Raw genomic sequence first — 19530 nt, forward strand, 5'->3', positions numbered from 1 at the left:
CCCGGCCCCACCCCTCCGGTGCGCGCAAACGCCCCGAAACGACGCCGCTTGGTGATGCTTCGCTGCACCGCGCAAGCTATGACCGCCGCCAGCGCCTGCAGGTGCGCGCAAACGTCCCCAAACGACCCGGTTTGGGGACGTTTCAGCGCACCCCGGCCATGAGGCGCCGCACGAGCGGCGTCGCCAACACGAGCAGCAGGCCGATCACCACAGCGATCGCACCCAGCACGCCGAAGTACGGCACCTGGTTCGTCGGGTCGTAGAACTCGGCGAGCTTGCCCGAGATCGCCGTGCCGAGCGCAACCGAGAGGAAGAACAGTGCCACCATCTGCGTCCGGTAGATCTCGGGCGCCAGTTTCGTGGAGATCGACAGCCCGACCGGCGAAATGAAGAGTTCGGCCACCGTGAAGACGAACAGGATGCCCACGAGCGCAATCAGCGGGGTGCTGTTGTCGGCCCCGTTCGCGAACGGCAGGAACAGGAAGAACGCCAGCCCCATCACGATCGTGCCCGCGGCGAACTTCAGCGGCGTGGCCGGTTGGCGCGTGCCGAGTCTGGTCCAGATGGCCGCGAATACCCCCGAGAGGATGATCACGAAGATCGGGTTGATCGACTGCACCCACGACACAGGCATCTGCCAGCCGAAGAGGTCCCGGTTCAGCTGGCTGTCGGAGTAGAGCGTCACCACCGTGAACTGCTGCTGGTACAGCGACCAGAACGCCACGCTCGCGATGAAGAGCGGAATGAACGCGAGCACCCGGCTCCGCTCCACACTCGAGATGCGCTTACTGCTCAGGATGATCGCGAAATACGCAATCGCAGCGATCACGGTCAGCACAATCACCACGGTCACGAGGTTGCTCACATTGAGCAAGCCGGTCGCGACGGCCACGGCGATGATGATGACGGCGAGGGCACCGACCACGATCATCCGGGGCCGCCTGTCGGCCGGGAGCGGGTTCGGAACGATCCGCGACGACGCGGGCAGGCGCTTGCGGCCGAAACTGTACTGGGTGAGGCCGATGGCCATGCCGATCGCAGCCAGGCCGAAGCCGTAGTGAAAGCCGAGGGTCGTCTGCGCGAGCCCCGTCAGCAGCGGGCCGATGAAGGCGCCGAGGTTGATACCGAGGTAGAAGATCGAGAATCCGGCGTCGCGACGCGGATCGTTCTCTGAATAGAGCGTGCCGACGATCGAGGTCGCGTTCGCCTTGAGTCCGCCGCTGCCGATGGCGATCGCGACGAGCCCGACAGCGACGCCGAGCCCGCCGGGCAGCAGGGCAAGGGCAATGTGGCCGAGCATGATGAGCACCGCGCTGAAGAACAGCACGCGCTCTGAGCCGAGCAGGCGGTCGGCGATCCACGCCCCAAGAATCGTGGAGAGGTAGACGGCACCGCCGTACGCGCCGACGATGCCCGCGGCGGTGTCTTTGGGCAGGCCGAGCCCGCCCTCCGCGGCGGGGTAGAACAAGTACAGCAGCAGGATGCCCTGCATGCCGTAGAACGAGAAGCGCTCCCACATCTCCACGCCGAAGATGTTCGCCAGTTGACGCGGTTGCCCGAAGAACGTCTTGCCCCCAGGCTCCGGATGCTCGGCAGGGGCCTGCGCGGTCGTGTCTACATTGCTCACACCACGTATCTTCGCAGAGCGCGTGCGCTGGAGCTACATGCGAGCGCGGAGGGCGGCCAGAACCTCGGCGAGCTGGTCCACGGCCCAGTCGAGGTCTTCGGGGGTGATGACGAGAGGCGGAGCGAGACGGATGGTCGAACCGTGGGTGTCCTTCGCCAGCACTCCGCGCTCCATGAGGAGCTCGCACACCTCGCGGCCCGTTGCGAGCGCGGGGTCGATGTCGATACCGGCCCAGAGCCCCGCGGTGCGCACCGCGACAACGCCGTGCCCGATGAGCTCGTTCAACCGGCTGGCCAGACGCTCGCCGAGATCGGCAGCGCGCTCCTGGAACTCGCCGGTCGCGAGCATGCCGACTACAGCCGAACCGACAGCCGCCGCGAGCGGGTTGCCGCCGAAGGTCGAGCCGTGCTCGCCCGGGTGCAGCACTCCGAGCACCTCGGAGTTGCCGACAACCGCGGAGACCGGAACGATGCCTCCACCGAGCGCTTTGCCCAACAGATAGAGATCGGGAACGACGCCCACGAGATCGCAGGCGAAGGTGGCGCCAGTACGGCCGAGGCCCGACTGGATCTCGTCGGCGATCATGAGCACGTTGTGCGCTGTGCAGAGCTCGCGCACCGCCGGAAGATAGTCGGCGGGCGGCACGATGATGCCCGCCTCGCCCTGGATCGGCTCGACGAGCACGGCGACCGTGTTCTCGTCGATGGCTGCCGCGAGCGCCGAGGCGTCACCGTACGGAACCGTGCGGAACCCAGGCGTGAACGGGCCGAACCCGTCGCGTGCGGTGGGGTCGTCGGAGAAACTCACGATCGAGATCGTGCGCCCGTGGAAGTTGCCGCCCATCACGATGATGTTCGCCAGCCCCTCCGGCACGCCTTTCACTCGATAGCCCCAGGCGCGGGCGACCTTCAGTCCGGATTCGACGGCTTCAGCCCCCGTGTTCATGGGGAGCACCATGTCTTTGCCGGCCAGAGCCGCAAGCGACTCCACGAACGGGCCGAGCTGGTCGTTGTGGAACGCGCGTGAGGTGAGAGTGATGCGCCCCAGCTGGGTGCGGGCGGCATCGAGCAGCACGGGGTGCGAGTGCCCGAAGTTCACGGCAGAGTAGGCGGCGAGGCAGTCGAGGTACCGACGGCCGTCGATCGCGGTGACCCACGCGCCGTCGCCCGATTCGACGACGATCGGCAGCGGGTGGTAGTTGTGCGCGGCATGCGCCTCTTCGCGGGCGATAGCCTCGGAGGTCACAATGCTGGGCACGGCAGTCTCGGTCGTGGAGGGGCCGGTTGGGGAGATCATCGGCGCAGCTCCAGCGTGCAGCACTTCACTCCGCCGCCGCCGAGCAGAAGCTCCGACAGGTCGACGCCGATCGGGTTGTAGCCACGTTCTCGCAACTGCGCTTCGAAACCGACCGCCCGGGAGGCGATGACGACGTTGTAGCCGTCGGAGATCGAGTTGAGCCCGAGCACTGCCGCGTCGGCCTCGCTCACGAGAATGGCATCGGGGTAGCGGCGCTCGAGTTCGGCCCGGCTGGCCGCGTCGAAGGCACTCGGCAGGTAGGCGATGGTCGCAGCATCCGGAGCCTCGCCCGCAGACTCGTTCAGCACGGCGATGGCGGTGTCGAGGTGGTAGAAGTTCGGGTTGACGAGATTCAGGGTAACGACCTCACGGCCGTAGATGCGGGCGACCTCTTCGTGCGAATTGGATGCACTGCGAAAGCCGGTTCCGGCCAGAATCGTGTCTCCGACGAGCATGAAGTCGCCTTCACCCTCGTTCACGTTCTCGGGCTCGGCTACCCGGAAGCCGTTGTCGGCGAACCAGGTCATGTAGGCGGGGCCCTCTGCCTGGCGCTCGGTGTGGGTGAAGCTGGCTCCGTACGCGATGTTGTCTATGACAAATCCGCCGTTGGCCGAATAGACCATGTCAGGCAAGCCGTCGATCTGGTCGATCAGCTCGACGGTGTGGCCGAGGGCGATGTAGGTGTCGTAGAGCGACTGCCACTGCGCGAGCGCCTTGGCCGTGTCGGTGGGGATGGCCGGGTCCATCCAGGGGTTGATCTTGTACGTGACCGTGAAGTAGTCAGGGCGGCACATGAGGTAGGTATGGGGCGTTGCCTGGCGAACGAACGGCGAGACGGTGTCGGCGTTCACGTTCGGAATGGCGGCGCTGTCGGCAACGGTGGTTCCTGCTGCAGCAGCAAGATCGGGCGTGGTGTGAGTGGGCATGGGCATCCTTCATTGAGACGGATGGCGGACACTGTCCTGTAGATGGCTCCGAAGAGCACGCCAGCTCCTAGTCTGGCACGCGCATATTGTCAATAGTCGACCATTGTGCGCATGAAAACTGCGCGAAATGCCACTTTTCGCAAGAATCCGGCATATGCTCGACCAGTGGACAATTTGGACTTTCGTATCATCGACCTGCTCAAACTCAACGCACGCACCGGTTACGGCGACATCGGCCAGGTGATCGGCCTCTCGGCATCGGCCGTCAAACGCCGCATCGACCGCCTCATCGCCGACGGCATCATCCGCGGCTTCACGGTTCTGCTCGACAACTCCCTCGACGGCAAGGTCACCGAGGCCTACGTCGAACTCTTCTGCCGCGGCACCGTCGCCCCCGCTGAACTCAAGCGGATTCTCTCCGGCGTACCGGAGGTCGTCGACGCGGGCACGGTCACCGGCAGCGCCGACGCCATCGTGCACATGCGTTCGCGAGACATCCCGAGCCTCGAACTCGCACTCGAAAGGGTGCGAATCGCGCCCAACGTCGATCACACACGCAGCGCCATCGTGCTGTCGAACCTCATCAAGCGGTAGTGGGCTGCGGGAGAGTGCCGGAGCGTGAGTGCTGCGACGCAGAGGGTGAACAGGGTGGGTGATGCGACAGGGGTTCGCCGGGCATCCATCGCCGGCGTGACGTTCGAGGTGGATGCCCGGCTCACCGACCCCGTCTCTGAGCAGTTGCGCGTGCAGATCATCGCCGCTGTCCAGCACGGAGACCTCGTCGCCGGCACCCGCCTGCCAGCGGTGCGACGTCTCGCCGAGGAGCTGTCGCTGGCCGCGAACACCGTGGCGAAGGTGTACCGCGAGCTCGAACGCGACGAATTCGTCGTCACCCAGGGCCGCAACGGGACTTCTGTCGCCCCGCAGGGCACCGGCCCCACCCGCCAGGCCCAGCTCGCGGCGGCGGTCTACGCCGCCCGCGCCCGCGAGCTCGGCCTCAGCGAGGCCGAGGCTCTGGCCATCGTCACCGCCACACTTTCGGCGCCGTAGCTGCTCAGCATCGCGGGCTTCGACACACTCCCGCCGGGCTATCCAACCGGCAGGAGCGAGCTGGGGTTGCCGAAGCGGTGGTTCGTCATGCTCACCGACTGCTCACGGAGGAACGGCAGCAGCTCGATGCGCGGCGCGCGGGTGACGTCACCCGCGTACACCGCCACGTCGGGCGTGCCGCCGAGGGCTGCGGCGAGTGCGCGGGGGTCTCCCCCGATCATCCGGATGCGGTCGACGGTGAACGAAGCACCGAAGTAGTGGCCAGCCGGCGAGCCTGAAGCGACAGGGCCGGCCACGAGCATGCCCAAACCGGGCGCGCCAGAGTTGTCGGCGACCCGAGAATCGGCGGCTCCTGCAGGTGCTCGTGAAGCAGCCTCCGACTCAGCGGCGCGTGCCAGCCAGCCGGCATCGTCTTCGACAAAGACTCGCACCGCGCGCTCCTTGAGCAGGGCCCGCAGCGGCCGTGGGAGCTTGAGGGCCGTGCTGATCGTCACTGGTGCGCCTGCACGGGTTGCCGCAGCAAGTACGCGCACCAACTCGACGAACGGCTGGCCCTCAGACAACCGCACCACCACTGGCACCGGCCGGTAGCGCAGCACGTTGCGCTCCACCCCGAGGGCCGAGGCGTCGCTGGGAGCGAAGAACCCGGCCCACGCCTCCTCGTCACCCACGGCCGCCCGTCGCACCACCTCGAACTCCTTGTAGTCGAGCCCGGCGGTCGACGCTTCGAGCAGTTCTGCGACCTTCGGTTCGAGCCCAGCCAGGCTGATGTCGTCGCCTGCCTCGCCGGGTTCATCCACCCAGCGGCCCAGCTGCAGCAGGTAGTTCGGCCCACCCGCCTTGGCACCCGCACCCACCGACGAACGCTTCCATCCACCGAACGGCTGGCGCTGAACGATGGCGCCCGTGATCCCGCGGTTCACGTACAGGTTGCCCGCCTGAACGCCCGCGAGCCAGTACTCGATCTCGTCTGCGTCGAGCGAGTGGATGCCCGCGGTCAGACCGAATTCGCTAGCATTCTGCAGCTCAACCGCCGCGGCAAGGGTCGGCGCGTGCATGATGCCGAGCACTGGGCCGAAGTACTCGGTGAGATGGAAGGCCGAGCCCGCAGCGACGCCGGTGCGCACCCCTGGAGTCCAGAGTCGGCCCGTCTCGTCCAGGGCGCGTGGTTCGACGAGCCACGATTCGCCCGGGCCGAGGGTGGCCAGGGCATCCAGGAGCTTGCCTGACGCCGGTTCGATCACCGGGCCCAGCTGCGTCGTCGCGTCGGCCGGATACCCCACCCGGAGAGAGGTCACCGCGTCGACCAGCTGCTTGCGGAACCGGGCCGAACGCCCGACAGACCCCACGAGAATGACCAGGCTTGCGGCAGAGCACTTCTGGCCCGCGTGCCCGAACGCGCTCTTCACGACGTCGGCCGCCGCCAGGTCGAGATCGGCGCTCGGCGTGACGATGATTGCGTTCTTTCCGCTCGTCTCAGCCAGCAGGGGCAGGTCATGCCGCCACGAGCGGAACAGGGCCGCCGTCTCGAACGAGCCGGTGAGAATGACCCGGTCGACGAGCGGGTGCGTGATGAGCTCACTGCCGAGCTCCGCCTCGTCGATGTCGATCAGGGCGAGCAGGTCAGTCGGGATGCCCGCCTGCCAGAGCGACTCGGCGATGACCGCCGCACATCGCCTGGCCTGGGGTGCGGGCTTGAAGACCACGCCGGCCCCGGCCGCGAGCGCGGCGAGAACGCCGCCCGCCGGGATCGACACCGGAAAGTTCCACGGCGGCGCAACGATGACGAGCGCGGGTGGCACGAATGTCGCGCCGTCGACGCGCTCGAGCTCGGTGGCCTGCACGCTGTAGTAGTGGGCGAAGTCGACGGCCTCGCTGACCTCGGGGTCACCCTCGGCGATGGTCTTGCCCGTCTCACTCGCCATGACCTCGAGCAGCAGGTCGCGGTTCGCCTCGAGCGCGAGGCCAGCCCTCCGGAGGGCGGCGGCTCGGACTTCGGCAGGCTGCGCGCCCCACGCACGCCCGGCCGCTGCGACGCGCTCGAGCAGACCGTCGAGGAGCTCGGGGTCGGCGTAGTGCACGCCCTCGAGCGTCTGTTCTCCGAGCGTCGACGATTCGACGCGCTTCAGAATGGCCCTCGCCCAATCGCGGTTCGCCGGCAGCGAAGGGTCGGTGTCGGGCGTGTTCACGAAGACTCCCCGCGGGAGCGCCTCGAGGGCCTCGGGGTCGGCGCGGTTCTGGGTTCGGCGCGGCAGTGGCACAGCGGTGGTCTCGGCCGCCTCGAGCACCGCCAGCGACGCGGCGAACCGGGCCCTCTCGCGCTCGAAGGCCACGGCATCGGTGCCGATGTCGAACACCGCCGACATGAAGTTCTCGTCGCTCGCGTTCTCTTCGAGCCTTCGCACGAGGTAGTTGATGGCGACGGTGAATTCGCGAGGGTGCACAACCGGCGTGTAGAGCAGCAGCCCGCCCACGTGGCGACGCACCGCGTCGGCCTGCGCGGCAGCCATACCGAGCAGCATCTCGAAGTCGATCGACTTTGTGACGCCGCGGCGTTCGGCGAGGAGCCACGCGAAGGCGATGTCGAAGAGGTTGTGACCGGCGACACCGACCTTCACGAACTCGACGCGTTCGGGCGTGAGCGCCCAGTCGAGCACCCGCTTGTAGTTGGTATCGGTCTCTTCTTTGCTGCCCCAGGTGGCCAGCGGCCAGCCATGGGTGATCGAATCGACCCGCTCCATCGCCAGGTTCGCTCCCTTCACGAGCCGCACCTTGATCGGCGCCCCTCCGTCTGCGACGCGCGCCGCCGCCCACGCCTGGAGGCGGCGCATCGCTTGGAGTGCGTCGGGCAGGTACGCCTGCAGCACGATCCCGGCTTCGAGCTGCGTGAATTCGGGGCGCCCGAGGACGTTCTGGAAGACGGCGATCGTGAGGTCGAGGTCGGCGTATTCCTCCATATCGAGGTTGATGAACTTCGCCGGCTTCGCACCCTGCAGTGCGAGCGCGTACAGCGGCACAAGACTGTTGGCGACACGCTCGACGGTTTCGTCGAAGGCCCACAGCGAGAGTTCTGCAGCGATCGCCGACACCTTCACCGAAATGTAGTCGACGTCATCGCGCGCCAGCAGGTCGAGGGTGCCGCTGAGCCGGTTCTGGGCCTCCCGGTCGCCCAGCACGGCCTCGCCCAGCAGGTTGATGTTCAGGCGAACGCCCTCAGCTGTCAGTGCCGCGATGGCTTTACCGAGCTTCGCGGGGCTGGCGTCGGCGATGAGGTGACCGACCATGCGCCGGAGCACCCCCTTAGACGTGGGCACGACAACCCAGGGCAGCGCTTCACCCAGGGCTCCGCCCAGCTTGATCGCGTTGCGCAGGTGTGGAGGCAGGAACTGCGGCGTCAGCCCGGCCAGGTCGGCGAGATTCTTACCTGCGACCACCGGGTCGTCGGGGCGCGCCACCCCGTCGACGAACCCCACCGTGAAGGCGAGCCCATTCGGGTCTTTCAGCACTCCGGCCAGGCGCGCGGCAGACTCGTCGACCGGTGTGTCTGCACTCTCAGAGAGCCACCTGCGCACCAGGGCTGTCGCCGCCTCGCGCAGCCCAGTGAGATCGTCGGGCGCCGCGCCAGGGCCGGACGCAGCCACTTCGGATTCCTGTGCCGGATCGACCATGCTCTGAGAATATCCCGCTGCTTTTCGATTTCGCCGTGCACGTGCCGACCGGGCCGCATTCTCCCGTAATCGTTCCTCGGTTGACATGCAGCCAAATGGTTGCCTATTATGGGCGTGTGAACGAGAACACGGCAAGCGAACCGGTCGACCCCGAGATCGGTGACACCTTTCGTGCCCTGGCCGACGCGACGCGACGGCGGTTGCTCGACACTCTCAATAACAGGGACGGCCAGACACTGAATGAACTCTGCAGCGGGCTGGCCATGACACGCCAGTCGGTGAGCAAGCACCTCGCCATCCTCGAGGAGGCGAATCTCGTCAGGGCCGTGCGCCACGGCAGGGAGAAGCTGCACTACCTCAACGCTGCCCCGATCGCCGCGATCGCCGACCGCTGGATCAAACCGTACGACCGACGGCGCGTCAACGCACTCGCCGACCTCAAAACCGCATTGGAGAACCCCGACATGAGCAAGCCGACTTTCGTCTACACGACGTACATCCACACCACGCCCGAGAAGCTGTGGAACGCGCTGATCGATCCAGCGTTCACCAGCACGTACTGGGGCGCCTCCTTCACAACCGACTGGAAGGTCGGGTCAGAAATGACCTGGCACTACGGCGAAGTGACGATCCAGGATGCCGGTCAGGTCGTCCTTGAGTTCGATCCCTTCACACGTCTTGCCTACTCATGGCAGTCCATCCCTGAAGATTTTGCCCAGCTCGTCGGCTTCAGCCCCGAGTATGCCGAGGCTCTTCGAGGCGAACCTCGCTCGCAGGTCTCATTCGAGTTGGAGGAGGCCGGCGACCAGGTGAAGCTGACCCTGGTCCACGAAGGGTTCGAGGAGGGGAGCAGCATGCTCGGGAGCATCAGCGGCGGCTGGCCGATGGTGGTCTCCGCACTCAAGACCCTGCTCGAGACCGGCTCCACGACGACGGCATTCGGCACTCGCGGCGGCGACAACTGACACCAGCCGCCGCGTGGTGCCTCGATGCCGTGAGTCGGTGGCCCACGCCCGGCGCCGTGGTTCAGCGGCGGGAATCAGTGCCAGCGGTGGTCGGCAATGGTCGCGCGCGGCCCGAACCGCGGCTTCGCGACACCGCTCGAGAGCAGAAGTCGCACGATACGCTGACGGTGGCCCCGCCACGGCTCCAGAAGTTCGAGCATGCCGTCGTCATCGACCGGTTTGCCGATCAGCACCCAGCCCACGTGAGCGGCGAGGTGAAAGTCCCCGACGCTGACGGCATCCGGATGCCCGTGCGAACGTTGGCACGTCTCGGCAGCCGTCCACGGGCCCACCCCGCGCACCGACTGCAGCTTCTCGAGAACCGTGGAGAGCGCGTCGGCGGGCGCTGCGGCGGGCGTGGAGTCGACGCGTGCAGCAAAATCTGTGGTGTCAGCGAGGCGGTCGAGCGCATCGGCTACGGCCGACGCGGTGACAATCGCTCGCGAACGGTCGGGGCCGACACCGGCCCGATGCCATTCCCACGACGGCACCAGCGCCCAGCCCCTGGCGCTCGGCTGCACTCGCATTCCCTCAGGCGCGGGGCCGGGCGGCACGTCACCGAACCGCGCGAGCAGGTAACGCCAGGCTCGTCGAGCCTCGACGGTCGTGACCTTCTGCTCCAGGATGGTCGGCACGAGCGACTCGAACACGAGCGAGGTCTTCGTCAGCCACATCCCCTGGTGCTGACGGCGCACCTCCACCAGCGGCGGCACCCCCGTCAGGTCGAGGCCCGACCAGTCGTCGGCCGCGCCGAGCAGGGCTGGCAGGGCATCCAGAGCCCAGGAGGCACCCACACCCCAGGCCGTGGCGACGACGCTGCTCTGCCGCGCTTCGACATGCAGGGTCGCGGGGCCCAGCGGCGTGCGCATGACGCGCCAGAACCCGTTCGCAGTGACTCGCATGGTGGGGTCGCCGATGCCGCGCAGAAGGGGGCCAACCGTCTGCCTGAGATTCACGGGGCGCGAAGGAGCGTAGCGTGCGGTCAGTGGCCGCGTGGCCTCGAGCAGGGCATCCATCGTGAACGAAGACTAGTTCGCGCACCCGACACCCGTCGAACCGGCACGCCCGATGGCCGCATGATCGAGCACTGGATGCTCGACCCGCCCACCGGCGAACAGCCTCGAATGCGCGCGAGCCGACCGGGGCCCTTCCTCGCGCGCGCTTAGGAGCCGAGCAGTTCGCCGAGCGCCTCTTCGAACACCACGTGGTGAGCGGCCACATCGTCAGCCGACGTCACCGGCGACATGAGCGCCATGTTGTGGAACGGCGTGAGGAGAATTCCGCGGTTCAACAGGTACAGGTGCAGGAAGTCCTCGAGTTCGCCGTCGGCGGCCTCGTTCGACTCCGTGCCGTCGCGGGGGGCGGGGTTCGAGAAGCGGTACTCGGTTCGAGCGCCGAGCTGGCTCACCGACCACGGCAGGCCGAAGCGGTCGATGGCGGCCTGCACCCCTTCGGTGAACAGGGTCGCGGTGGCGATCATGTGTTCGAACGCCGCGTCGGTGAGCACGTTCTCGAGAGTTGCCTTCGCCGCCGCCATCGAGAGCGGGTTACCAGCGAGCGTGCCGCCGACCCCGCCCATGTCGATCAGGTCGAGGTCATCGCGGGCCAGGGCCGAGGCTGCGAACTCGGCGCTCAGGCCATATGCCCCGATCGGAATACCTCCGCCGATCGATTTGCCGATCACGAGGATGTCAGGCTCGAGGTTCCAGAGGCGGGTCGCGCCCCCGGGCCCCGCAGAGAAGGTGTGGGTCTCGTCGTTGATCAGCAGTGTGCCGTATTTGCGCGTCAGTTCACGCACCCCCTCGAGATACCCGGGCTCCGGCAGGACGATCCCGATGTTGGTGAGCGCCGGCTCCATGAGCACTGCAGCCACATCGCCGTAGGCGAGCTGGCGTTCGAGGCCCTCGAGATCGTTGAACTCGGCGACGCGCGAGGTGACGGTGACGTCGACCGGCTCACCCACGTTGCCGGGGCGCGACATTCCTTCGCCGTCGGGGCCGACAACGATCAGGGATTCGTCGACACTGCCGTGGTAGCAGTAGCTGTTGAAGAGGATCTTCGGCCTGCCGGTGAGGGCTCGCACGAGTCGAATCGCCCAGCGATTCGCATCCGTCGCCGTCAGAGCGAAGCTCCAGCGGTCGAGGCCGAAGCGGCGGGTCAGTTCGGCACCCACCCACTCTGCGTCTTCGGTTGGCAGCATCGTCGTGATGCCACCCAGATCGGATGCCCGCTGCTGAACCGCCGCGACCGTTGCAGCGGGAGAGTGGCCGGCCATCGCGCCGGTGTCTCCGAGCGCGAAGTCGATGTACTCGAAACCGTCAAGATCCCACACGCGGTTGCCCAGGGCTCGGTCGAGGTAGATCGGGTAGGCACCGGCCTTCTTGTTCATCCAGGTCATCGGTACCTGGCCGAAGAGGTGGTTCGCATCGGCGTAGGCCTGGGCCGATCGCGGGTGCGCACTCACGAACAATTCCTGCTCCCGGGCGTAGAGGGCTGCCAAGCGGGTCCTGTCGATCACTGTTCGCCTTTCGTCGAGATGCCAGAAGTCTGGCATCTCCGGCGCCCCTCCTGTCAACCTTCTGCGCGGTCGAGCCGGCTCGTACTGCGCACGACGGCCGTGCCCGGCTCGGCGAAACGGCAACGTCAGCGGCATGCCGGGCACCGCCGCCGAGCACGACGGCGTCGTCCCCACCGCGCTGGAGAATCCCCGTTTCACGGGGTGAGCGTGTTGAGCCCTGCGCTCGGGGCAAAGACGGCTGCGGTCGGCGGCGGGTCGACTTCGAACGCGTGCCTGAGGAGGTGGGCGACTGAGCGTCAGGAGCCCAAAATCGCGCTCGAGGCATTCGTCGAATACTCTAGAGGCGTTGCGTGGGTGCTCAGGCTGAATTCGGCGCCGCCCCGCGTGCGTGCCGTCAGACAGGCCCGACTCCCTCCCCCTGCGCACGGCACGAGAACTCGCAGTACCTGACCGCAGACTCCCTGAACCGAAGGAAACCCCTCCGTGACGACACTCCCCCGGCTTGTAGCGTTCGACCTCGACGACACGCTCGCCCCCTCGAAGTCCCCGCTCGACCCCGCGATGGCCGAACTCTTGGTGCGCCTGCTCGACGTGACAGAGGTGTGCATCATCTCTGGCGGCCAGATCGCCCAGTTCACCTCGCAGGTCATCGAGAATCTGCAGGGCGCCAGCGACGATGCGCTCTCGCACCTGCACATGATGCCCACCTGCGGCACCCAGTACTACCTGCACCAGAACGGCGGCTGGAACCAGATCTACGCCGAGAACCTGACCGAAGACGAGAAGGCCCGCGCACTCGAGGTCGTCGAGCGTGTCGCTCGTTCGCTCGGCTACTGGGAGGCGAAGACCTGGGGGCCCATCCTCGAAGACCGTGGCTCGCAGATCACCTTCTCCGCACTCGGGCAGGCTGCACCTGTGTCGGAGAAGACCGCGTGGGATGCGACCGGTGAGAAGAAGAACACCCTCCGCGAGGCCGCGCAGGCCGAACTCCCCGACCTGGAGGTGCGTTCAGGCGGGTCGACGTCGGTCGATATCACGCGCCAGGGCATCGACAAGGCCTACGGCATGAAGAAGCTGGCCGAACTCACGGGCATCCCTCTCGACGACATGATCTTCGTGGGCGACCGCCTCGACGAGAACGGCAACGACTACCCGGTCAAGGCGCTGGGCGTCGAGTGTGTCGCGGTCGAGGGCTGGCCAGACACCGCCGCGTACCTCGAAGAGCTCATCCCGCAGTTCGCGCCGCGCGCCTAGGGCGTGTCTCGCATCGAGTCCACTGCTGCGGGGACCACCTCACCCGGCACAGCCCGCTGCGCCGTGAGACTGCAGCGCCGTGGTGAGGCCGGTACACGTGCCTCATAACGACGCAGACGGCTCAGAGAACCTCGCACAGGGCAGGATGAACGGGGCCGAGCGAGCGCAGCTGGAACGGCAGCTTCGGCACCAGCGCGACACTGTCACAGCTGAACTCGAGCGTTCGGCGCAGTCCCTCGCCACGGTGCGCGAGGCCCGCAGTGGCGGGGATGCCGACGACGAGCACGACCCCGAAGGCGCGACGCTGTCGCAGGAGTGGTCGCGCATCGCCGGTCTGGATTCCGAACTCGTCTCGCGTTCCGAAGCGATCGATCGTGCGCTGGCTCGGATGTCCGACGGCACCTATGGCACCTGCGTGCGCTGCGGCCAGCAGATCGGATTCGCCCGACTGGAGGCCGTGCCCGCCGCAGAACTCTGCATTGCCTGCGCCCGCGAGGTCGCCGACCGAGCCCACGCCTAGAGATTGCTGCGGGCGGCCACTGGCGCACCGAACCCTGGGTGCGCAGGAACGTCCCCGAACCGCCACTTTTGAGGATGTTTCGCCGCACCCAGCGCCCCTCACCTCAGCGGGTGGCCGACGCAGCCGTCATTCGGCAGACGCCGACGCGATGACCCCGTGCAGCATCGACCGCAGCTGCTCCAGCTCGGGCACCGACATGTTCAGCGCGCCGGCGATTCGGGGCGGGATCGTGAGCGCCTCAGTGCGGAGCCCACGGCCAGCCTCCGTGAGCGTGACGTCGAGCATCCGTTCGTCGGTGACGCTTCGTTCACGACTGACGTAGCCCGCCGCTTCGAGTCGCTTGAGCAATGGCGAGAGGGTCGCCGGTTCAAGCCGCAGCGTCTTGGCCAGGTCTTTCACCGACCGAGGGTCGCTCTGCCAGAGCGCCAGCATCACGAGGTACTGCGGGTGCGTCAACCCCATCGGCTCGAGGATGGGGCGGTAGACACCGATGACGGTGCGTGCCGCAATCGCCAACGCGAAGCAGACCTGGTTCTCCAGGCTCAGGATGTTCGGCTCAGCCGGCTCATTGCTCATGTCGATTCCTCCCACCGCGCCCATCTCCACATTTAGTTAGTACACTAACAGAATGAGTACGAAGCCGACCGACGATCCGGCGCCATCACCGTCGGGGCGGGCAAAGCCCCGCAAGCTGAGCGTGAAGGAGGCCGGTGGCCTCGGCAACTGGTTGAACGAACGCCTCTTCCCGTACCTCGGGCCGCCTCCACTCGGGCCGTTCGATAAAGCAACGCCCGCGGAACGAGCCCGCGCGGCCCAGGCCAGCGCCTGCCCGCTCTGCGGCGCCCCGATGGCCGCTCACGACGTCGACCGCAGCGGCGAGCGCACCCAGCTGCACTGCCCGCAGCCCTGAAGACAGACGACACCAGACGCGGCGAGACGTGGGGCGCGGGGCGGCCGGGTGCGTCGCTCCCACCCGAGGGTGAGACGGGTGTGCCGTGGTGAGGTCGGTACACCCCACTCACCACGGCACACGTGGCTCACGACGCTGACCCCGCAGCACGCGAGGGCCAGGGCCGTGCGCGCGAGCCCGCAGTTACGCCTTCACGAACGCGAGCAGGTGCTCGTTGACCTCGGCCGCGTGCGTCGCGAGCAGTCCATGCGGCGCTCCCGGTATCTCGACGTAGCTCGCCTCGGGGAACACCTCGTGAAAGACCCGGCCGGTCGAGTCGATCGGCAGGATCCGATCCCCTGTTCCCTGCAGGATGAGCGCTGGCACTCCCGCTGCCCGAACAGCTGCCACATCCGGCCGGAAATCCTCGATCCAGGTCGGTACGACGGCATAGGCGGCGCTGGGTGCGCTGGTCGTCGCGGTGTTCCACGAGGCGTCGACCGTCTGCTGGCTGATCCGCGAACCGAGGTTCTCGTCGAGATTGTAGAAGTCCTGGTAGAAGCCGGTGAACCAGGCGAACCGATCGGACTTCGCCGACGATTCGATGCCGTCGAAGACCGACTGGGGCACACCCGTGGGGTTGTCGTCGGTCTGCAGCAGGAACGGCTCGAGCGGCGCGAGGAAGGCGACCTTCGCAACCCGTGAGGCTCCGTACGTGCCCACATACCGCCCCACCTCGCCGGTGCCCATGGAGAACCCGACCAGAATCGCGTCACTCAGCTCGAGTGTGGTGAGCACCGTGTCGAGGTCGGCCGCGAACGTTGCGTAGTCGTACCCGACCGTCGGCTGGCTCGACTTGCCGAATCCGCGGCGGTCGTACGTGATGACCCGGAACCCGGCATCAAGCAGCACAGCCGTCTGCTTCTCCCACGAACGCCCATCGAGCGGGTACCCGTGAATGAGCACGACGGCCTGCCCCGAGCCATGGTCTTCGTAGTAGAGGTCGATGTTGGTCGAATTCTCCTGGCCAACCGTGATGAATCCCATGATGTGTCCTTTCGAAGGCTGGCGAACGACGTGCCCGCCCGGGGAGGCAGGGCGAGCAATTCGCCGCGCCCACTTCCCGTATCAAGCCAACGCGACACTGGCCCAGTTCGCAAGGGATCCACGGCAAATGAGGCGAACGTTCATGTCGCCATCACCACCGCTCCGGATGACCGCGCGGTGCTGTCACGCGCCCCGCCGACCCGACCCCGGGCACCCACCTATCGACCTACTCGGGTGATCTGGCGGGCAGAGTGCTGCGCCCGAGTCATCCGCACCGCTACTCTGCTCGTGAGGGGTACTCGCTTGTTGCGACACGCTCCGGATGATCGGAGGAGAGTCGCCATGGCACGACTGACGAATTCGCAGCTCGAGAAACTCGTCGAGCAGCTCGAAGACGAGAAGAACGCGCTGCGCGACGAGCGCGACGCGGCGGCTGCACAGGCCGAGGCCGAGGCGACCGCGAGACGCGCCGCCGAGACTGCTGCGGCTGCGGCGGCCGCAGCAGCTTTGGCCGCTTCAGCCGCCGCCTCTGCCGCCGCCGCCTCAGCCGCTGTCGCACCGAAAGTGCGCAAACCCCGTGGCAGGGGATGGACCGTGCTCGCGACTGCCCTGATCGTGCTCGGCGCCCTGCTCTCCCCCGTCGCGGTCGTCGCGAACTGGGCGAAACTTCAGCTCAGCGACACGAACGCGTTCGTCGACACCTTTGCTCCCCTCGCCGACGACCCGGGCGTACAGGACTACATCACCGCCCAGGTCGTCCTTGCGATCGACAATCAGATCCACATCGACAAGCTGACCTCCGACGTCTTCGATTCCATCTCGAATCTCGGCCTGCCGCCGGTGGCCACTCAGGCACTCGGGGCGTTGAAGGGCGTCGCAGCCAACGGGATCCGCACCCTGATGACCAATGCTGTGGGCACCTTCGTGAGATCCGATGCCTTCGCGGCGATCTGGCGCCAGGCGCTCACCACCAGCCACCAGCAGCTCATCGACGCGATGAACGGTGATCCGAACGCCGCACTCACGATCAGCGGCACGGGTGAGGTGGGCATCCAGCTCGGCCCCATCATCGACCAGGTCAAGACGGTCCTGGTGAACCAGGGGATCACCTTCGCCCAGAACATCCCCACCATCAACAAGACCATTGTCATTGCCCAGTCGGATTCGGTCGTCAAGGCACAGCTCGGCTACCGGGCCGCGGTTGCGGCAGGCGCCTGGCTCCCGTGGATTGCGCTGCTGTTTCTCGTTGCGGGGGTTCTCGTGGCGCGGCGACGCAGCATCGCGATGATCTGGGCTGCCATCGCCCTCGCACTGGCGATGGGGTTGATCATCGCCGGCGTACCAATTGGTGAGTTGATCTTCGTCGGTTCGGTCTCGCCGCAGTACGTGCCGAGCAATGTAGCAGGGACCCTCTACGAGCACATTCTGGCTCTCGCCCAGAACAGTGCCATCGCCATCGCCGTCCTGGCGATCACCGTGGCGATCATCGGCTTCGCCACCGGGCCGTTCCGGGTCTCGCGAGCGGCACGGAGCCTGGCGGAATCGGGTGCCTCGAAAGCTCGGGGCGCCGTCGCAAAGCGCGGTGTGACCACCGGAAGGGTCGGGGTGTTGCTGTACCGGTACCGCTACATCACGCGCAGCGCACTGGCCGTGATCGGTGCTGCGATCATCCTTCTCACCCGGCCGCTGTCGCCGGGCCTGATCATCGGAACCGCAGCGTGGATCGTGGTGGTGCTGATCGTTCTCGAATTGCTGCAGCGACCTCCGGCAGAGGTCGAGGCCTATGAGGCCCTGCGCGCGGCGGAGCCAGCCGTCACCGGACCTGCGGGCGATGGGGCAGACCTGATTGACGACGAGAGAGTGCTGGTTCCTGTCAGAACGGCGAGCGGAGCGGAGAGCACTTCAGCCCAATCACCGGTCACCGGAACTTTGCCCGCAGCAGGCACCGGCATTGAGTTCAGCGACGCCGACACCGTCGAGATCGGGCCGAACGTCACCGCGGTGATTCCGGCTGACGCCGAGCCGGGTTCCGGCGAGCGCACCCGCTGAGCTCGTTTCAGCCTCGAACCCGGCAGTGAGGAGCACACGTCGCAGAAGGAGCGTCGCAAAACACCCGCGGCGGGGAGCAGAAGCCAGGGAGCAGAAGCCAGGACTCAGCCGATTCGACCGACGGTCACCGCGATCGACGCTGGTGCGGCCTCACCCTTCAGGGTGAAATACGAGCAGATCGAGTCGTAGACGTCGCGGCACACCTCGGTCGCCGACGCGGCCTCCTCGACGCCGATCGTGACCGTGATGACCAGGTCGGCCGTGCTCTCAGGCTTGCCCGACACGCCCACCTCGGCTGACTCGACCTCGCGCTGCGTCACGAGCTCGACAACCCGGGAGACCAGCTCGGCCGGGCCCGGCGCGCTCGAATAGAGCGATTCGACCCCGGGCACAGCGCGCACCACGGCGCTGAGTTCTGAGGAGAGTGCAGTGCGATCATTCATAGGTCACTCGCTCTCGTCTGGTGCGCTCTTGATGAAGTGCACGTCGTGGATGTTCACATCGATCGAGGCGATGGTCAGTTCAGTGTGCCGAAGCAGTTCAGCGTAGATCGCGCTGCGAACTCGCGCGGCCGCACCCTGCATCGACTCACCCCAGAACACGCTCACGTCGAGCAGAACGGTGATCGGTTCGCCGGGCATGGTGACGTCGCCTACAAGCTGGCACCGCCCGATGAGCACCCCGGCAACAGAATCGCCTGCCGCGCGGATGAGGCCACGCACGGCACCTTCGCTGAGGCTCAGTTTTGCCGCGGGCGAGGGATGTTGAATGGGGATCTCGCGGCCCGCTCGAGCTTCGAGTCCGATGCGGTTCAGGATGCCCGAGATCCAGCTCTCGTCGCGTGACGGTTCGTTCAGGGCATCGGTGTCGAGCAACGACCCCGACACAGCGCGCAGCCGTTCGATCGCCGAGAGAGCGATCTGGCAACCGGGCGAATTCTCGATCGAAGCGATGACCGGCAGGCGCCCGGAGTCGAGGTAGTCACTGAGCTCGTCGATGGTGTGGCCGTCGAGGTCGTCGGGCTCGAAGCCCTTGAGAATATCGCTCATCGCCACTCCTCCATCTCACGGATGACGTTTCTTCGCGCCCGGGCCAACAGCCCTCGAACCGTCGAGACCGGAACATCGAGCTCGCTGGCTATGTCGTCGTAACTGTATCCCGCGAGTTCTTTCAGCACCCAGCACTGCCTCTGCTCCGGCGACAGGCGGGAGAGGGCCTGGCTGAGCGCCACATGACGGGAACGCGATTCGGCGATCACTGCGGGGGCTTCGGCAGCGGGGGCCGGCTGGTCGTGATCGTCGATATCCACGTGCAGCTTTCGGGCGCGGATGCGGTCGATGCTCTTGCGGCTGACAATGCGCATCAGCCAGCTCTTCACGACGCTGCCGTCGTTGAGATTCGGCAGCTGCTGCCACGCTGTAATGAAGGACTCCTGCACGACATCGTCGGTCTCGTCGTTGTTTCCGAGCACTCGCCTGGCATATGCGCGCATGAGCGGGCCGTAGCGCCGAACCAGCACCTCGAACGCGCGCACATCGCCATCGGCTGCACGGCCGACGATCGTGCGGTCGTCGGCGTCGCCGAGTGGCAACGAGCCGTGCGGCTGCGGCTGCGGCTGCGGCTGCGGCTGCTCAGCCTGCATCGAAGGTCGAGGGTCTCCCACGATGCGCACCCCGATTCAG

At 66.9% G+C, this 19530-nt stretch carries 18 protein-coding genes; 7 read left to right on the forward strand and 11 right to left on the reverse strand.

The window, feature by feature from the left end:
- Window positions 1-142: 142 nt before the first annotated feature.
- From KPL76_RS04115 to ddaH, 3 genes are read right to left on the reverse strand one after another with little or no spacing between them, the layout of a single operon-like run.
- Complete coding sequence (locus KPL76_RS04115; protein ID WP_256438723.1) at window positions 143-1627, reverse strand: peptide MFS transporter; 1485 nt, start codon at window positions 1625-1627, stop codon at window positions 143-145.
- 33 nt (window positions 1628-1660) lie between these two features.
- Window positions 1661-2923, reverse strand: a complete 1263-nt coding sequence (gene rocD / locus KPL76_RS04120) for an ornithine--oxo-acid transaminase (RefSeq protein ID WP_216335246.1) — start codon at window positions 2921-2923, stop codon at window positions 1661-1663.
- Window positions 2920-3849 (reverse strand): dimethylargininase, encoded by a 930-nt coding sequence (gene ddaH / locus KPL76_RS04125; protein ID WP_216335247.1) that lies wholly within the window; start codon window positions 3847-3849, stop codon window positions 2920-2922. The genes rocD and ddaH overlap by 4 nt, the downstream gene beginning before the upstream one ends.
- 165 nt (window positions 3850-4014) lie before the next feature.
- Here ddaH and KPL76_RS04130 point away from each other — a divergent pair, with 165 nt between their 5' ends.
- Window positions 4015-4443, forward strand: a complete 429-nt coding sequence (locus KPL76_RS04130; RefSeq protein WP_216335248.1) for an Lrp/AsnC family transcriptional regulator — start codon at window positions 4015-4017, stop codon at window positions 4441-4443.
- A 54-nt stretch (window positions 4444-4497) separates the two neighbouring features.
- On the forward strand, window positions 4498-4899 hold the full coding sequence (locus tag KPL76_RS04135) for a GntR family transcriptional regulator (protein ID WP_253202161.1): 402 nt from the start codon (window positions 4498-4500) through the stop codon (window positions 4897-4899).
- 38 nt (window positions 4900-4937) lie between these two features.
- Here the strand turns inward: KPL76_RS04135 and KPL76_RS04140 are convergent, their stop codons facing one another.
- Complete coding sequence (locus KPL76_RS04140) at window positions 4938-8567, reverse strand: bifunctional proline dehydrogenase/L-glutamate gamma-semialdehyde dehydrogenase (protein ID WP_216335249.1); 3630 nt, start codon at window positions 8565-8567, stop codon at window positions 4938-4940.
- A 116-nt stretch (window positions 8568-8683) separates the two neighbouring features.
- On the opposite strand from KPL76_RS04140, the gene KPL76_RS04145 reads away from it, so the two are divergent.
- Window positions 8684-9532, forward strand: coding sequence for a metalloregulator ArsR/SmtB family transcription factor (locus KPL76_RS04145; RefSeq protein ID WP_216335250.1), 849 nt, complete (start codon window positions 8684-8686; stop codon window positions 9530-9532).
- 74 nt (window positions 9533-9606) lie between these two features.
- Here the strand turns inward: KPL76_RS04145 and KPL76_RS04150 are convergent, their stop codons facing one another.
- A complete protein-coding gene (locus KPL76_RS04150) occupies window positions 9607-10587 on the reverse strand; it encodes a DNA-3-methyladenine glycosylase (RefSeq protein ID WP_216335251.1) in 981 nt (326 codons plus the stop codon).
- A 146-nt stretch (window positions 10588-10733) separates the two neighbouring features.
- The gene (locus tag KPL76_RS04155; RefSeq protein ID WP_253202162.1) at window positions 10734-12089 is read right to left on the reverse strand and encodes a transaminase; all 1356 of its coding nucleotides are present in this window, start codon (window positions 12087-12089) and stop codon (window positions 10734-10736) included.
- A gap of 483 nt (window positions 12090-12572) precedes the next feature.
- Between KPL76_RS04155 and KPL76_RS04160 the strand changes: the two genes are divergently transcribed.
- Together KPL76_RS04160 and KPL76_RS04165 are read left to right on the forward strand one after the other, a co-directional pair.
- Window positions 12573-13343, forward strand: a complete 771-nt coding sequence (locus KPL76_RS04160) for an HAD-IIB family hydrolase (protein WP_216335253.1) — start codon at window positions 12573-12575, stop codon at window positions 13341-13343.
- 97 nt (window positions 13344-13440) lie between these two features.
- A complete protein-coding gene (locus KPL76_RS04165) occupies window positions 13441-13863 on the forward strand; it encodes a TraR/DksA C4-type zinc finger protein (RefSeq protein WP_253202163.1) in 423 nt (140 codons plus the stop codon).
- 126 nt (window positions 13864-13989) lie between these two features.
- Here the strand turns inward: KPL76_RS04165 and KPL76_RS04170 are convergent, their stop codons facing one another.
- Window positions 13990-14439 (reverse strand): MarR family winged helix-turn-helix transcriptional regulator, encoded by a 450-nt coding sequence (locus KPL76_RS04170; RefSeq protein ID WP_216335254.1) that lies wholly within the window; start codon window positions 14437-14439, stop codon window positions 13990-13992.
- Between the two features lie 52 nt (window positions 14440-14491).
- Between KPL76_RS04170 and KPL76_RS04175 the strand changes: the two genes are divergently transcribed.
- Window positions 14492-14773, forward strand: coding sequence for a hypothetical protein (locus KPL76_RS04175; protein ID WP_216335255.1), 282 nt, complete (start codon window positions 14492-14494; stop codon window positions 14771-14773).
- Window positions 14774-14956: 183 nt separating this feature from the next.
- Here the strand turns inward: KPL76_RS04175 and KPL76_RS04180 are convergent, their stop codons facing one another.
- Window positions 14957-15799, reverse strand: coding sequence for an alpha/beta fold hydrolase (locus KPL76_RS04180; RefSeq protein WP_216335256.1), 843 nt, complete (start codon window positions 15797-15799; stop codon window positions 14957-14959).
- A 342-nt stretch (window positions 15800-16141) separates the two neighbouring features.
- On the opposite strand from KPL76_RS04180, the gene KPL76_RS04185 reads away from it, so the two are divergent.
- Complete coding sequence (locus KPL76_RS04185; protein ID WP_216335257.1) at window positions 16142-17848, forward strand: hypothetical protein; 1707 nt, start codon at window positions 16142-16144, stop codon at window positions 17846-17848.
- Between the two features lie 104 nt (window positions 17849-17952).
- On the opposite strand, the gene KPL76_RS04190 is transcribed toward KPL76_RS04185, so the two are convergent.
- From KPL76_RS04190 to KPL76_RS04200, 3 genes are read right to left on the reverse strand one after another with little or no spacing between them, the layout of a single operon-like run.
- A complete protein-coding gene (locus KPL76_RS04190) occupies window positions 17953-18291 on the reverse strand; it encodes a hypothetical protein (RefSeq protein WP_216335258.1) in 339 nt (112 codons plus the stop codon).
- Window positions 18292-18294: 3 nt separating this feature from the next.
- Window positions 18295-18897: a hypothetical protein gene (locus KPL76_RS04195; RefSeq protein ID WP_216335259.1), complete on the reverse strand. Its 603-nt coding sequence runs from the start codon at window positions 18895-18897 to the stop codon at window positions 18295-18297.
- Complete coding sequence (locus tag KPL76_RS04200; protein ID WP_216336048.1) at window positions 18894-19490, reverse strand: RNA polymerase sigma factor; 597 nt, start codon at window positions 19488-19490, stop codon at window positions 18894-18896. The genes KPL76_RS04195 and KPL76_RS04200 overlap by 4 nt, the downstream gene beginning before the upstream one ends.
- Between the last annotated feature and the right edge of the window lie 40 nt (window positions 19491-19530).

The sequence above is a fragment of the Subtercola sp. PAMC28395 genome, assembly GCF_018889995.1.
Taxonomy (GTDB): Bacteria; Actinomycetota; Actinomycetes; order Actinomycetales; family Microbacteriaceae; genus Subtercola.

Bases quoted from the DNA above. Each gene is read 5' to 3' on its own strand.
- rocD (WP_216335246.1), bottom strand. From the start codon at position 2,923: ATGATCTCCCCAACCGGCCCCTCCACGACCGAGACTGCCGTGCCCAGC.
- ddaH (WP_216335247.1), bottom strand. From the start codon at position 3,849: ATGCCCACTCACACCACGCCCGATCTTGCTGCTGCAGCAGGAACCACC.
- KPL76_RS04140 (WP_216335249.1), bottom strand. From the start codon at position 8,567: ATGGTCGATCCGGCACAGGAATCCGAAGTGGCTGCGTCCGGCCCTGGC.
- KPL76_RS04150 (WP_216335251.1), bottom strand. From the start codon at position 10,587: ATGGATGCCCTGCTCGAGGCCACGCGGCCACTGACCGCACGCTACGCT.
- KPL76_RS04170 (WP_216335254.1), bottom strand. From the start codon at position 14,439: ATGAGCAATGAGCCGGCTGAGCCGAACATCCTGAGCCTGGAGAACCAG.
- KPL76_RS04175 (WP_216335255.1), top strand. From the start codon at position 14,492: ATGAGTACGAAGCCGACCGACGATCCGGCGCCATCACCGTCGGGGCGG.
- KPL76_RS04180 (WP_216335256.1), bottom strand. From the start codon at position 15,799: ATGGGATTCATCACGGTTGGCCAGGAGAATTCGACCAACATCGACCTC.
- KPL76_RS04185 (WP_216335257.1), top strand. From the start codon at position 16,142: ATGGCACGACTGACGAATTCGCAGCTCGAGAAACTCGTCGAGCAGCTC.
- KPL76_RS04190 (WP_216335258.1), bottom strand. From the start codon at position 18,291: ATGAATGATCGCACTGCACTCTCCTCAGAACTCAGCGCCGTGGTGCGC.
- KPL76_RS04195 (WP_216335259.1), bottom strand. From the start codon at position 18,897: ATGAGCGATATTCTCAAGGGCTTCGAGCCCGACGACCTCGACGGCCAC.
- KPL76_RS04200 (WP_216336048.1), bottom strand. From the start codon at position 19,490: ATGCAGGCTGAGCAGCCGCAGCCGCAGCCGCAGCCGCAGCCGCACGGC.